Genomic DNA, 13699 nt, shown 5'->3' with positions numbered 1-13699 from the left:
TAAGGAGAGATACATATGACTATTTTCCAGCAACGGCAGCAGGCGCTGCAGCGTGAGATGATCCAGCGGGGTTGGTCCGGCTTCTTGGTCACGAACAACGTCGATATATATTACTACTGCGGATCGATGCAGACGGGGTATTTGTTTATTCCGGCGGAGGGAGACGCGCTATACCTCGTACGCCGAAGTTTGGTCCGAGCGGAGGAGGAAGCGTCAGCGGCCGTGGAAGCGCTGGGGTCTTTGAAGACGCTGGGCGAGCGTCTTCGCGCGCGCTGCGCGGGTGGATGTGGATCCGCGGCTTCGCCGCTGCGGATCGCGACTGAGCTGGACGTGTTACCCGTCCAGCTGTATTTAAGGCTGCAGGCCGCGCTGCCCGGCGCGGCCTGGGAGGACGGCTCGCTGCTCGTGCGCGAGCAGCGGATGATCAAATCGCCGGACGAAGTCACGGCGATTCGAGCGGCTGCGCGCGTCGTCGACGCAGCGCTGGAAGCGGTCATCCCCCACATTCGTGAGGGGATGGCGGAGTTTGAGCTGATGGCGCTCATTGAGCATCAGCTCCGGCTGCGCGGGCACCAAGGGCTGATGCGCATGCGCGCGTACAATTCCGAGTTGATAACCGGAATGGTAGCGGCAGGCGCGGCGGCAGCGGTGCCCACCTATTTTGACGGGCCGGCCGGGGGCACGGGGCTCCACCCGTCCAGCCCGCAAAGCTCGGGCCGCGCGCTGATTGGGCGCGGCGAACCGATTCTCGTCGATATCGGCTGCTCGATCGACGGCTATCTCATCGATCAGACGCGCACGCTCGTGATCGGCGATCTAGACCCTGAGCTGCAGCGGGCCTATGACGTGGCGGAGCAGGTGCTTCGCGCCACGGAAGCCAGGCTGCAGCCTGGCGTTATCGCCGAGCATCTGTATCTGCTCGCGCTGGATCAAGTGCAGGAAGCGGGGCTAAGCGCCCACTTCATGGGGTACGGCGCCGACCAAGTGAAATTCCTTGGTCATGGCATTGGGCTCGAAATCGACGAACTGCCTGTTCTCGCCAAAGGCTTCAAATACCCGCTGGCGCCCGGCATGGTCATCGCGATCGAACCCAAATTCACCTTCCCTGGTCGCGGGGTGGTTGGTATTGAGGATACGTATTTGATTACCGAAAATGGTTATGAAAAGCTGACCATTTCGAGGGAAGGTATTCTCCGAGTATAACGATTTTTCCATAAACAAAGAGACTGGCGGAAAATCATGCCAGTCTCTTTGTTTTTAATGAACAAGCAAGTATACTTGACCCATATAAACATCATAAGGGGACAATGGACAATGAAATTGAGACATTTCATACCACAAACGTTAAAGTACAAGCTGTTCTTAGCTTTCCTACTTGTTATTCTGCTGCCCATCATTATCTTAAATATGACGCACGTTCAAAAGTTTGAGACGTTAATGAGAGAACAAGTTAGCAGCCAAAATCTCGAACAAATGACAACGATTACATCCTCTCTTGGCAGTTTATTAAGTGTTTCAGAGAAGACCTTTACCCTGATTGAACAGGATTCTTTTGTAACTGCGATTTTGAAAAATCCAGAAGCGGGTGGATCTTATGCCTCTTTCCAACAAAGACAGAAAATTGAAGAGAAGTTTAATGCTATTAATAATAGTGTGTTTATTGCCAATTCCTACGTCTACTATACGGTTCTCGATGAGGAAGATCATGTTTACACATCCTATGGACCTACTCATATATTAAGCCACGCTGCTCTTTCGGCAATGCCAGTGATACAGGATGCTTTCCTTGGAAAGTCCCTCTCCAAATGGCAGCTAGAAGAAGGCGGGCTAACCTCAGCTTTTGGTATCCAACCCTCCTTATTAACCATGTATAAAGGATTACGAGATGAAAATAATCGGGTATATGCTGTTGTAAGAATCGGCGTTGACTATCAAAGTTGGCTTCGAAGCGCTATTCCAAGCCCGATGAATGATGAATTGTATGTATTGGCTTCCGCAGAAGGAGAAATCTATGGGCGCAGCAACACATCCAATGCTCTTGCGCTGCCAAACCCAATGAATACGTTAGGTTGGGAGCCGACTGGAAGTAAGGTAGAGAATGATCACATCATTAGTTATTCTAAAATTCCGAGCTTGAATTGGTATCTAGTCAAGAGCATCCCAACCAAATTTCTGTTTCACAAAGTGAATCAGCTGCAGCAATCCTACTTTTTGACAACAGTGATTATTGCCGTCCTCTTTATTGTCATGACCTTTCTGATCTCGACCACGATCACTAGACCCCTGCAGCTTTTGCAGAAAAAAATGTCCGATGTCGTGAAGCGGAATCTGAAGATTCAATTGCCTGAGGAAAGCTATAAAGGTGAAATTCTAACCTTTATTCAGGCTTTTAATAAGATGGTCAGAGATGTGGAGAGTCTTCTTAATCGGTTAAAAGAGGAAGAACGCCACAAGGAGGCTATGCGGTTCCAAATGCTTTTGTCACAGATGAACCCGCACTTTCTGTTAAACACGTTAAATACGGTGAAATGGCTTGCCATTGAACTTGGTAATCATCAAATTCCTGAAGTATGCGAATCGCTCGGCAAGTTATTGGAAGCAGGAATGCGATTGGATGTGGATTTAATTCATCTAGAGCATGAGATTGAACTTGCCCAAAGATACATTCGTATTCAGCAGCTTCGCTATGACCGCGAATTCGATGTGCATATCACATTTGACCCAGAGCTTCGCCATGCGCTTATTCCTAAATTGAGCTTGCAGCCGCTAATTGAGAATAGTATTTATCATGGGTTTGCTAAGATCGAGAGGGCAGGCAGTATCCAAATTAGAGTTCAAAAACAAGAAAATAAGCTTGTTATCGAAGTAGAGGATAACGGCGTTGGAGTAGGTAATGCAGGGTCAACCTCCAGTACTGGAAATGGCATTGCCTTGAAAAATCTCGAAGAGAGACTAGTACTCCTGTTTCGAAAAGAAGGAACTTTGTCGATAGAATCCATCCCAATTGGGACATTAGTTCGCATTCGCATTCCGTTCTTGTTGTCTCCACCCTATTCGAAAGGAGAAAGCTTACATGTGGACAGTTCTCTTGGTAGAAGATGAAGCCTTCGTGAGACGAAGTATCCGAAAGGGAATGCCTTGGGAGGAAAATGGCTTCAAGGTGATAGAGGAATGCGGAAATGGCCAAGAAGCCATGGAATTCATCAGGAATAAACAGCCGGATTTGGTTATTTGCGATATTATGATGCCTGTCATGAATGGTGTAGAGCTTCTTGCGCAGGTTCGCCGGGAGAATTTAGGAACAGCCTTCGTCATGCTCACTGTCATGAATGAGTTTGAGTTTATCCAACAAGCGATGGAGCTAGGGGCATCGGGTTATGTGCTTAAGCTTTATTTGACTCCGGAGAAAATGACTGAAGCGCTGACAAAGGTAAAACGGGAGTTAGAAAGAAACTTGCGTCTTATTTCTCAAGAAATAGACGATTACTGTGAGATTTTATATAACGAACCTAACGATCAGGTACGGACGATTGAAAGCCCGGCTTTTATTCGGGATTCTTTTAACCCCAATCTACTTATCCTTGTTTTGCATGGACAAACCATTTTCGATAAGCAAGATTTGCTGCAACTGCCTTTATTCGATACGGAAATGAATGCAAGGATGCATCTTTTTACCAAGATGGGGCTGACCACGGTCCTATGCGCTGTTCCAGAGGAAACAAAGATTAGAATAAGGGACTCCGAGCAGCGTTACGATTTCGTTGTTTTAATCTCAGAGCGGTTGTCTGATGAGGATATTCACACGGTTTGGAAAACCATGGTTTCTCGATTGACTGAACTATGGTATGCAGGTAGAGCGGGCATTTTTTTCCACCAGCCCAAAACCGTAAAGGCTCATGCGTATACCAATCTGCCTTGGTCGCTTGAGAAAAACTTAATCCAAGCTTTTGAGCAAATGAACCAGGGGTTACTCGATCTTTCATGGCAGGAAATCTGGGCGTGGATGAGGGGCGTTGAACTGTCTTTACTTCGTGTAAAAGAAATAATGCTGCGTTTGGATCGCAAGTTTGCAGAGCTCACATTCACGACAATTGACTCGCCAAATGCCTTTGTAGAGGCTCTTTCTCATAGGGAGGCAGGGATCCTTTTTAAACAGAAAATCGATATGTACATGGTACATTGGAAGGCAACAAACTATGAGGTTACGGATCATGCTGAAATAAATAAAGTCATTGCCTATATGAATCAACATTTTGAAGAAGAGATGCCGTTGTCGCTGCTTGCAGGTATTGCAACGATGGATGATAAATATTTGAGTGTCCTTTTTAAGAAAAAAACCGGTAAAACCATAACAGAATATATCATGGGGCTTCGCATTGAAAAGGCTTGTCACCTGCTGCTGCACACGGATCAACCAGTTGCTCAAATCGGGGCAAATGTTGGTTTTGCCAATGAGAATTACTTCGCTCGCATATTTCGGAGAGAAGTCGGCATGCCGCCAAGTATTTTCAGACAACAAAATGCGAAGTTATGAAGAATCAAATCAAACTTTTGTGCTAAAAGAACAATACATTGTTCCTTCGAACCCTAAAAAGCTGGTGATATAGTTGATTTGTAACCAGTAAGGATATGAAATACAGGAGGGTCAAAGTTATGAATATGAAGAAAACAACGCTTAGTCTACTCTCTGCGGCTATCGTGTTGGGAGTTACAGCAGGCTGCGGTTCATCGGGTGAGAATGCCGCTAAGAACAGTCCTGCTGCTTCTTCAGAAGCTAAGAAAACAGTCACGCTTACGATGTGGGGTGGCGTACCAGCCGAAGCAGGTCCGCAGTTGGTTGTTGATAATTGGAACGCAAAGAACCCTGATATTCAGGTGAAATATGAGCGTTTTGTCAATGATGATGCCGGTAATCTGAAGCTTGATACGGCTCTTACGACAAATCAAGGTATTGATTTATATGTCAACTATACCTTATCGGGTTTATCGAAACGTGTTGATGCTGGAACAGCACTCGATCTTAGTGAATTTAAAGACTACAATATTGACGATAAAATGGGCACTGATGCAAAGGACTGGAAAGTAAAAGATAAGTATTACGGTCTTCCCACTAAAAAGAATGTATCTTTCGTTTGGTTGAACAAAAATGCACTCGATGAAGCGGGGCTGGCCGTTCCTGCGTTAGATTGGACGATGGCCGATTTGCAGCAATATGCGACGAAGCTTAAAAAAGGCACACGTTGGGGCTTTACAGAACATATTTCTGGATACACCAACTTCTTTGATGGAGCAAGTGCGGGAGCGGGATTCACGAAAGCGGATGGGACATCCAACCTCGACGAACCGACTGTTCGTAAGGCATACGAAGTTATGTTCGACATGATGCATAATGATAAATCAATGCCTCTTCTAGGCGAACAAATGACGAGTAAAATGCCGACCGATTCGATGTTTTTAAAAGGCGAAACAGCCATGCTGGGCGCGGGCGAGTTTATATTCCGCAGTTCAAATAACATGAAAGATTTCCCTCGCAACTTCAAGATTGCTTTTGCCACGGTTCCTAAAGTGACGAAAGAACAGTCATCATTTAAATATCCGGGAGGACTTGGCGACGTTATTTCCATTAATCCAAACTCGAAGAATAAAGAGCAAGCTTGGAAGTTTTTGAAATGGTATGCAGATGGCGGAATGATGCCGCTTGCTACCGGTGGTCGCATTCCTTCTTCTAAGGATGCGAATGTGGAAGAAGCAATTAAACTGCTCCTTGGAGACAATGAAAAAACATATGATGTAGATTCGCTCAAAAAGGTTGTATTCGGCAAATTCCCTACGTATACAGTAACGCTTCCGCAACAGGTTGTCGATGCGCGAAGAGAAGAATATGAAAAGTATTTCCTGAAGGCACAATCCTTAGATGACACCCTTAAGAATTCGGTCAAGCGCCATAATGACTACTTATCCAAAAACAAGAAATAGCAAGGAAGATGGGGGGATGCATCAAGAAAGAGGCACCTCCCTTTTTTGTTCAAAAAAGGAGTGTTTATGGAATGAACTGGGCAAAGAAACAACGTAGATTAGGGTACTTGTTCATTTTACCTAATATGCTAGGCGTCATCTTATTCTTTGTCATCCCTGCCATATTTTCGCTGGGGATTATGTTTACGAATTATAAATACACATCGCCGGATATCGAATGGATCGGCCTCGATAATTTCAATAGATTATTCCATGACCCTGTATTCTATGTTTCGCTGAAGAAAACAGCCTTATTTCTTGCTGCTGTCCCTGTTTCAATCGGATTGGCCTTTCTTGTAGCCCTTGTATTGAATCGCAGTGTGTATGTAAAGAGTCTGCTACGGGCTATGTTTTTCATGCCTTACATTACGAGCGGTGTAGCTGTTGCTTTTGTATGGATGCTTTTGTTTCAGCCGTCGCAGGGACCTATTAACAGCTTTCTTCGTTCCATTGGCATTGATAATCCGCCAGGATGGATGTCTACGACGACCTCTTCGATGTACGCCATAGACATTATTTGGATCTGGTTTCTACTTGGCTATAATATGATCATTTATTTGGCAGCCTTTCAAGAAATACCGCAAGAACAACTGGAAGCCGCGAAAATCGATGGAGCTAGCTCATGGACGACGGTTTGGAAAATCATCTTTCCGCTAGTTAGTCCCTCCACGTTCTTATTAATGATTACGGGCTTAATTACGTCGATGAAAACGTTTGGCATGATTGAAGCTGTTACGCAAGGCGGACCTGGCGGCAGTACAACGATTTTATCTTTATTTATTTATCACAATGCGTTTCGTTACTACGAAATGGGCTATGCTTCAGCCATCTCATGGGTCTTATTCGCTATCATCTTCTTGATCACGATGATTCAATGGGTCGGTCAGAAGCGATGGGTTCACTATTAAGTAAAAACCGGAGTTGAGACAATATGGAGATAAAATCGACAAAATTACTATATACGATTGCCATGCTGGTACTGGGTCTTTTTATGATTTTGCCGTTTCTTTGGATGATAAGCACATCTTTTAAAACACCCAATGAAGTGTTCCAGTACCCAATTCAATGGATACCCCAAAAGGTGACGTTTGAACATCATCTTAAAGTATGGACAGGCAAGGAAAGCTTTCTTATTTATTATATGAATTCGTTGAAAATAGCTCTGATTTGCATGGTTGGAGCTACATTCTTATCCTCCTTAGCGGCTTATGGATTTTCGCGAATTGAGTTTAAGGGAAGAAACCTGCTCTTCATGTTCTACTTGTCGATGATGATGGTTCCACCGCAAGTGTTATTTGTTCCCAAATTTATTTTGTTTGATAAAATAGGGATTTATAATACGCATTGGGCACTTATTCTTCCTGGCTTGTTTACCATTTTCGGGGTATTTCTGATGAGACAATTTTTTATGTCGATCCCGCAGGAGATTACTGAATCTGCTTTTGTGGACGGGGCTGGTCACTTCCGCATTTTCTTTCAGCTCATGCTGCCTCTGGCCAAACCGGCATTAGCTACCTTAGCGATTATTGATTTCTCCTGGCACTGGAATGACTATGAGAATGCCCTCGTTTTCCTACTTGACCGTGATCTGTATACTGTCCCGCTGGGCATGCAGAATTTCATACTAGAATTCAATATTGACTATAACGGGATGATGGCGGCTACATCTGCTGGCATTGTTCCCATGCTGCTTGTATTTCTTATCGGACAAAAATATATCATACAAGGAATTACGGGTTCCGCGGTAAAAGGTTAAGCGTTGATAGGAGACGTACATTCCCTTAAGGGGCTCAATTGAAAAACCCTAGCCAGTGGCTAGGGTTTTTCAATCTTGATTAATAGGATGAAAGATTAGATTTTTTCAATTACCTTGTCGATCAATCCATACGTTTTCGCATCTTCAGCGGTTAGGAAGTAATCACGGTCAGTGTCTAATTCAATCTTCTCGATCGGCTGCTTAGTTGTTTCGGCAAGAATTCGATTGAGTGTTCGCCGCGTTTTGAGAATGTGCTGGGCACGAATATGAATGTCGCTGGCTTGACCTTGAGCGCCTCCCCACGGCTGGTGAATCATGACCTCGGCATTAGGGAGAGCGAACCTTTTGCCAGGTGCACCGGCTGTTAAGAGAATAGCTCCCATAGATGCGGCCATACCTACGCAAATGGTGGAAACGTCAGGTTTAATGAAATGCATCGTATCGTAAATCGCGAGTCCTGCAGAAGTGGAGCCGCCGGGTGAGTTGATGTAGAGAGAAATATCTTTCTCCGGATCTTCAGCGGAAAGGAACAATAACTGTGCAACAATTGCATTTGCTACTTGATCGTTAACCTCCGTGCCAAGGAACACAATACGATCTTTGAGCAGTCTGGAATAAATGTCGTAAGAGCGCTCACCGCGCGAAGATTGTTCGACAACCATAGGTATGAAACTCATAGGAATCATCCTTTCATTTTTAAGTATTATATTTAAGAAGCTTTGCTTTGGACGGTATGACTGTGGACAGTACGTTTTTGACCAAAACCAGAGGATACCATGATTAAACGGATCGGTTCTTCGCCATGGGTGGTTTGAAATTCACGAACGGTGAAGGTAGCTTCTGATTCATTAGGCGAGGTGCCTTGACGACGATAAGAGTCGATCGAGATCACGTTGCTTCCTGAGGTTTCAGGAGTACGATCAACGGCTTGCTCCCAAGCAATAACAGGTGTTGCAGGTACTGCGTCATTCTGCGGTTTACTTGTTTGTTGTTCATGATTCATGGCGTTTGCCTCCTCATTCTTTCGGTTTGGGATATACGGCTAACAAGACTTGATAGGCATCATTTCCGTCTTTGCAGCCCGAGTATCGATCCACCAATTGCTGCACCATGGCAGCGTACTCCTCAACGAATGTTTGCCTTTGCTGTTCATCAGATAGATGGACCTGCAGCTGTAGCGTTGCACTTGGAATTACTTCGCCCACGTCGGATTGCTCCATAAGCAGCATCGCATCTCTACGAATCCGCTCGGATGTGGTCACAAGGTGAGCCAAAGAACTCTGGTCCTTCAACCTCTGCAAGGTTTCAGGCTTCATACTTAACGATTCGGCCAGCACGAATGTTTTGGCTATCGCTCTGTATAAGACTTCGACCAGATTGCGCACCTGACGAGTACCAACGCGTTGAACCAAGCCAGCTTTTTCCAAAGCTTTGAGGTGATAGTTAATGCGTTGGGCCGTTTCCCCGAGTGTTCGAGCCACTTCAGCAGCTGAGCCAGGTTCCAGCAATTGAGCAATGATCTCCCCGCGAATAGGGTTCAACAAGACGGTAGCTTGCTCTGGAGACTCGATGTAATAGCTGTCTTGAATATCTTTTAGCATGGAGTGGATAGCCTCCAATACAAAGTATGTGTTACGTAAAAATATTTTATTACGTGGGAGATGAAATGTCAATGGGCGGGGTGGTGAAATTGCTGATGGGAGACATTAAAGTTTTGAAGTAGACAAAAATGTCTTGAAGTAGACAATAAAGTACTGAAGCAAACAATAAAGTTTTGAAGTGGAGAAGCAGTAGTGAACTGAAAATAATTTTCGAAAGACAATAAAGTTCTGAAGTGCAAAGTACAATAAAGTTTTGAAGTACAAAAATAAAAGCGGAGCTTTGGATAGATATCAAATTCTATCCAAAGCTCCTTTTTTCAACAATGATTCCATGCATGCTGGTGTCTACCTCCAGCAACAACAGGATGATTGTTGTCCGATGATTATAAAAGTTGTAAATTGGCTGCGGGCGTTAAGCTAACGGGCAGTAGAGCGTGGTGTCATCGGAATGCTTTTGTGGAATTATTAGGAAAAATAACACAACGATATAGAATGTTTATACGTCTAATATGTGTAGAAACGGGGTGTATGCATGATACGAACAAAGATAACGATTGGAGTGCTTATTGGAATCATCGGGGTGTTGGTAATGATCATAGTTATTAATTTAACGACTGACAACAAAAATGCACTTGAAAGAAACGATATTATCCTTCACCATTTCAATAAGGTAGATGTAGACCGTTTAAATGAGATGGTTCAGCGTCATAAAAATGGAAAAGGCGACTATCTCGTGCTCATTCCACCGATTATCGACGGTGGTTACTGGATTCATGATGTGCAATCAAATGGCAGGGAGATCACCTGGACCATTGATAACACCAGGGATGGAATGAGTTCTGAGCATGGAAAACATGTTTACACATGCAAGAGGATTAGCATGGATGAGACAAAAGATCATTATGTGTATACACTTAATCAATGTGACAATGAAGGTGAAAAGAGCATACCAATTTTTAACCTACTCAAGGAAGATGTTTTGTTACGCTAACGGGACACGTATGACAAGTTCTGCTATAAGCGACTAACTTCGTGAAAAGCAGGAGATTGCAATGAGTAATCTTAACTTTACAACCGAGGATGGGAATGACGGAACCATGTATCCCGAAACCATTCCGCCAATACTCCTGCGCGCGTCATGACTAACAGGTCATGTGGTGTGAAGTACAGACAAAACAAGAAAGTATTCATTAGATCAATCTATATTGACGGCGGAAGACCGTCGGAGCTACGCCTTCCATCTTTTGAAACAATTTGGTAAAGGCGTGAACCGAGGAAAAACCATAACGTTCGGCGATCACCGTTACCGTATCGTTAGTACTTAGCAGGTCGTTCCTGGCTTTGTTGATGCGACACCGATTCCAATACCATTTGGGCGTAAAGCCGGTATGCGTCCGGAAAAGCGCATGGAAGTGGCTGCGGCTCAATCCAAGCTTCTCCGCCCAACCTTCGACGTCTTCGTACTCACCGCCTGCCAGCCGTTCCATCGACGCTATCAGCTTGGTGATACGCGGATCTGTGATATCGGATTGACGCCTAGCCAACCGGTAGACTTGGTGAAGCAGCAGGTGGAAATGACCAGTGATGGCTAACGAATTCGGATAATCCTCATGATCTAGAACCGATAAATCGGGAGATACCGCCTCGAACTCAGACGTTACCGTCTCGAACAATCCTTTCCAAACGCTGATCGAATCCACGACTAGCGAGTAAGGAATCCCATAGTCGAGCTGCACGTCCAACAAACGGTCATCTGATTTCTTGGAACTTTGACACAATAAATCATTTGGAATCCGTACCCCCGTCTTCAGTCGATAGGACCATTCGAAGAATACACAACGAAACGTGAGTGGACTATCCACATCCACCTCCCAAGTGTGGGATACGCCAGGCTGGATAAATAACAAAGTTCCTGGCTGCAACCGTATATTCGGGCGGTCTTCGTAGATGATGCTGCCACAGCCGGATTCGATGAGATACAGGGAGGGGACATAACAGATCCGAGGACCATGCCGATCGCCCTCGAGCAGGGGGACACGGATCGCAAATCGTACAAATGGACAAACAAATATAGGATTAAAAGTAATCACCAACCTTTATAATAATAATATCATACAATCGGATAAATTGAATATTTTCAGACAAAGACAGAATGTCCCGCATCAAGTCATAATAATGTTGTAAGCGAGAGTGAACTCGCGACGAGAGGATGAGCTGAAGTGCCAAATGCAAATGGAATACCGACGCAAGATGACGTTAAATTTTTCAAAGAAAATGGCTACTGGTTATCTCCGAAAATTATCGACGATGAAAGGCTGTCCAGGCTGCGCGAAAGAATGGAGAGAGTTTACCGGAACGAATTCGAAACGGGAACGCCTCCCGAAGCCATCTGGAGCTACGAAAAAGGTCACCCGAAAACGCTTCGCAAAACAGATATGGCGAGCTATGCCGACTTAACGATCCGCGCACTCGCCTACGATCCGGTAATCGGCGAGATTGCCGCTGCTTTGACGGAGACGGATACAATCCGTTTCTGGGCCGATCAGCTGCTGCATAAACCTGAACAATCCGGAGGACACGCTTCAAGCGTGGGTTGGCATCAGGACTATACGTATTGGAAGTGCTTTCAGAACCCAGAGACGCTGCTTACGGCATGGGTGGCTTACGATGACGTTGACGAAGAGAATGGCTGCATGATGATGGTGCCGGGCAGCAACCAATGGGGGCTTCTAAATGGTAGTGACTTTTACGAACAAAATTTAGACAATCAAAAGAATGGAATGAACGTGCCTGAGGGTCAAGTGTTTCGAACTATGCCGATCGTCATGAAAGCGGGTCAAGTCAGCTTCCATCACAGCTTGACAATACACGGAAGCGGGCCTAACATTTCGGACCGGGTACGCCGCTCGTCGGCGCTTCACTTAATGACCGGCGAAACGCGCTTTCGGTACGATGAGCGACACCAATACTTGTCGACCAAACAATTCATTGCTTCAGGGGGGAAAGATGGCGATATCGTTCAGGGAGACATGTACCCGGTCATTTACAAAAAAGGCGTAACGGCATAATGCCGTCACGTCTTTTTTAATGATCGACTAATGTTCGAGCCGTCCCTCACTTTGTAGTATTTGTAACTCATGGTGGTGTAATAAATATCATATATCATATGTTAAAAGGTATAGAGTGGACGAATAAGAACAAGTTAGCTTAACAATCACCAGAACGAGGCTACCGGCATGAAGTGGCAGCCTCGTTGAAGTAACGGGCAGATTAGTTCAACGCTCATGTGTGATAAAATGAGATAATGGCTTATTCTCATTTATAGGGGTGAAGAGTATGGATTCCGTAGTGGTTAATTTAAATATTGATGAGGACACTCCCGAGTTTACAAACAAAGATAACGTTGGACAGGTTGAAATTTTAAGAAATAATCGAGTGATGATCACTTTAAGTAAAAATGGTTTAATTGGTTTTGCTCAGGAATTACTAAGACTGGCTCATAATGATTTTACAAACGGCTATCATATACACGTTGATCCCAGCGAGAAAGGTTATGTTTCCCAAACAATGGGCTTTTTCTCAATGCCCAACAGTGCTGAGCTAATAATTTCTTGCGGAGATTTTGGGCCGATTGATTCCTATCTAAAAGAGTAAATAAGGGAAGCAATTTGGGGGAACAGTGGGGAACTAAACTAACGGGAGAATGATAGTAGAGGAGCTTGACATGAGAGGGCAGCTCCACTATCTTTCATTGAAGTAGCGGGAAGGACTCTTAAAGAAGGTAGATAGAATGCTGAAATTATATGTAACTTAATTGAAAAGAGGGGCATTAATGGTCTTATTACAATATGAAGATTGGAAAGAGCATTGGCAAAAGTTGTTTGAAAAACTTGAAAAGGAGAGCTATGATAAATTGACCCCTGATGAAAGAATTTGGTACAACGTAAGAGGTGTTATTGATAGTATCAGCGACGGTGGAATTATTAGTTTTTATTACAATTCTGGCGCCGATACGATGGAAGATACTGTGGAAGACCTGTATAAAATTAACGCCTCACAAGTAGTTGATCAATTAGAAACAGTGAATTCATTATTTCCAAATGGAAAAACACCCCAAAATATTGATGAAAGAAATGAAATAATTAACTCATGGAATGATGGAGAACACGATCATATATTTGAATTATTTGAAACGCTAGACAACCAGTTCTATAACGGACTCAGTGAAGACCTGGAATTGAAATTAGAAACTGTTGTAAAACGAATTATTCAAAATTGACCATTGAACTAACGGGAGACGATAGTTAAACAGTGAAGGGCTGCCGCG

14 protein-coding genes are annotated in these 13699 nt (G+C 44.4%); 10 read left to right on the top strand and 4 right to left on the bottom strand.

The features are described from left to right. Positions 1 to 15 precede the first annotated feature (15 nt). The 6 genes from GC098_RS19620 (at position 16) to GC098_RS19595 (ending at position 7771) form a co-directional block, all read left to right on the top strand. On the top strand, positions 16 to 1203 hold the full coding sequence (locus GC098_RS19620; RefSeq protein WP_171644951.1) for a M24 family metallopeptidase: 1188 nt from the start codon (positions 16 to 18) through the stop codon (positions 1201 to 1203). 111 nt (positions 1204 to 1314) lie between these two features. Continuing rightward, positions 1315 to 3102, top strand: coding sequence for a cache domain-containing sensor histidine kinase (locus GC098_RS19615; RefSeq protein WP_171644950.1), 1788 nt, complete (start codon positions 1315 to 1317; stop codon positions 3100 to 3102). Beyond that, positions 3074 to 4534: a response regulator gene (locus tag GC098_RS19610; RefSeq protein WP_171644949.1), complete on the top strand. Its 1461-nt coding sequence runs from the start codon at positions 3074 to 3076 to the stop codon at positions 4532 to 4534. The genes GC098_RS19615 and GC098_RS19610 overlap by 29 nt, the downstream gene beginning before the upstream one ends. A gap of 119 nt (positions 4535 to 4653) precedes the next feature. After that, positions 4654 to 5976, top strand: coding sequence for an ABC transporter substrate-binding protein (locus GC098_RS19605; RefSeq protein WP_171644948.1), 1323 nt, complete (start codon positions 4654 to 4656; stop codon positions 5974 to 5976). Between the two features lie 71 nt (positions 5977 to 6047). Next, on the top strand, positions 6048 to 6923 hold the full coding sequence (locus GC098_RS19600) for a carbohydrate ABC transporter permease (protein ID WP_047684581.1): 876 nt from the start codon (positions 6048 to 6050) through the stop codon (positions 6921 to 6923). Positions 6924 to 6946: 23 nt separating this feature from the next. Further along, the gene (locus GC098_RS19595) at positions 6947 to 7771 is read left to right on the top strand and encodes a carbohydrate ABC transporter permease (RefSeq protein ID WP_171644947.1); all 825 of its coding nucleotides are present in this window, start codon (positions 6947 to 6949) and stop codon (positions 7769 to 7771) included. A gap of 95 nt (positions 7772 to 7866) precedes the next feature. Here the strand turns inward: GC098_RS19595 and clpP are convergent, their stop codons facing one another. The 3 genes from clpP to GC098_RS19580 are packed head-to-tail and all read right to left on the bottom strand — an operon-like array spanning position 7867 to position 9372. Further along, positions 7867 to 8448 carry an ATP-dependent Clp endopeptidase proteolytic subunit ClpP gene (gene clpP / locus GC098_RS19590; RefSeq protein WP_060649272.1) on the bottom strand — a complete coding sequence of 194 codons (582 nt, stop codon included), beginning with the start codon at positions 8446 to 8448 and terminating at the stop codon, positions 7867 to 7869. 32 nt (positions 8449 to 8480) lie between these two features. After that, positions 8481 to 8774 carry a hypothetical protein gene (locus tag GC098_RS19585; protein ID WP_171644946.1) on the bottom strand — a complete coding sequence of 98 codons (294 nt, stop codon included), beginning with the start codon at positions 8772 to 8774 and terminating at the stop codon, positions 8481 to 8483. Between the two features lie 13 nt (positions 8775 to 8787). Continuing rightward, positions 8788 to 9372 carry an ArsR/SmtB family transcription factor gene (locus GC098_RS19580; protein WP_060649270.1) on the bottom strand — a complete coding sequence of 195 codons (585 nt, stop codon included), beginning with the start codon at positions 9370 to 9372 and terminating at the stop codon, positions 8788 to 8790. 532 nt (positions 9373 to 9904) lie between these two features. On the opposite strand from GC098_RS19580, the gene GC098_RS19575 reads away from it, so the two are divergent. Beyond that, a complete protein-coding gene (locus GC098_RS19575) occupies positions 9905 to 10363 on the top strand; it encodes a DUF4362 domain-containing protein (protein ID WP_171644945.1) in 459 nt (152 codons plus the stop codon). 199 nt (positions 10364 to 10562) lie between these two features. On the opposite strand, the gene GC098_RS19570 is transcribed toward GC098_RS19575, so the two are convergent. Next, positions 10563 to 11462 carry a helix-turn-helix domain-containing protein gene (locus GC098_RS19570; protein WP_171644944.1) on the bottom strand — a complete coding sequence of 300 codons (900 nt, stop codon included), beginning with the start codon at positions 11460 to 11462 and terminating at the stop codon, positions 10563 to 10565. A gap of 129 nt (positions 11463 to 11591) precedes the next feature. On the opposite strand from GC098_RS19570, the gene GC098_RS19565 reads away from it, so the two are divergent. The 3 genes from GC098_RS19565 to GC098_RS19555 all read left to right on the top strand — a co-directional run bounded on the left by GC098_RS19565 (position 11592) and on the right by GC098_RS19555 (position 13651). Then, positions 11592 to 12440, top strand: coding sequence for a phytanoyl-CoA dioxygenase family protein (locus tag GC098_RS19565; protein ID WP_171644943.1), 849 nt, complete (start codon positions 11592 to 11594; stop codon positions 12438 to 12440). Positions 12441 to 12708: 268 nt separating this feature from the next. Beyond that, positions 12709 to 13026 carry an Imm32 family immunity protein gene (locus tag GC098_RS19560; RefSeq protein ID WP_171644942.1) on the top strand — a complete coding sequence of 106 codons (318 nt, stop codon included), beginning with the start codon at positions 12709 to 12711 and terminating at the stop codon, positions 13024 to 13026. 160 nt (positions 13027 to 13186) lie between these two features. Beyond that, entirely contained in the window at positions 13187 to 13651 is a 465-nt protein-coding gene (locus GC098_RS19555; protein WP_171644941.1) for a DMP19 family protein, read from the top strand. The last annotated feature ends 48 nt before the right edge of the window (positions 13652 to 13699 follow it).

The organism is Paenibacillus phytorum (assembly GCF_013141715.1).
Lineage (GTDB): Bacteria > Bacillota > Bacilli > Paenibacillales > NBRC-103111 > Paenibacillus_E > Paenibacillus_E phytorum.
Note: the sequence above shows the minus strand (reverse complement) of the source record. Positions and strands in the feature narration are given on the sequence as shown.

Bases quoted from the DNA above. Each gene is read 5' to 3' on its own strand.
- GC098_RS19620 (WP_171644951.1), top strand. From the start codon at position 16: ATGACTATTTTCCAGCAACGGCAGCAGGCGCTGCAGCGTGAGATGATC.
- GC098_RS19615 (WP_171644950.1), top strand. From the start codon at position 1,315: ATGAAATTGAGACATTTCATACCACAAACGTTAAAGTACAAGCTGTTC.
- GC098_RS19610 (WP_171644949.1), top strand. From the start codon at position 3,074: ATGTGGACAGTTCTCTTGGTAGAAGATGAAGCCTTCGTGAGACGAAGT.
- GC098_RS19605 (WP_171644948.1), top strand. From the start codon at position 4,654: ATGAATATGAAGAAAACAACGCTTAGTCTACTCTCTGCGGCTATCGTG.
- GC098_RS19600 (WP_047684581.1), top strand. From the start codon at position 6,048: ATGAACTGGGCAAAGAAACAACGTAGATTAGGGTACTTGTTCATTTTA.
- GC098_RS19595 (WP_171644947.1), top strand. From the start codon at position 6,947: ATGGAGATAAAATCGACAAAATTACTATATACGATTGCCATGCTGGTA.
- clpP (WP_060649272.1), bottom strand. From the start codon at position 8,448: ATGAGTTTCATACCTATGGTTGTCGAACAATCTTCGCGCGGTGAGCGC.
- GC098_RS19585 (WP_171644946.1), bottom strand. From the start codon at position 8,774: ATGAATCATGAACAACAAACAAGTAAACCGCAGAATGACGCAGTACCT.
- GC098_RS19580 (WP_060649270.1), bottom strand. From the start codon at position 9,372: ATGCTAAAAGATATTCAAGACAGCTATTACATCGAGTCTCCAGAGCAA.
- GC098_RS19575 (WP_171644945.1), top strand. From the start codon at position 9,905: ATGATACGAACAAAGATAACGATTGGAGTGCTTATTGGAATCATCGGG.
- GC098_RS19560 (WP_171644942.1), top strand. From the start codon at position 12,709: ATGGATTCCGTAGTGGTTAATTTAAATATTGATGAGGACACTCCCGAG.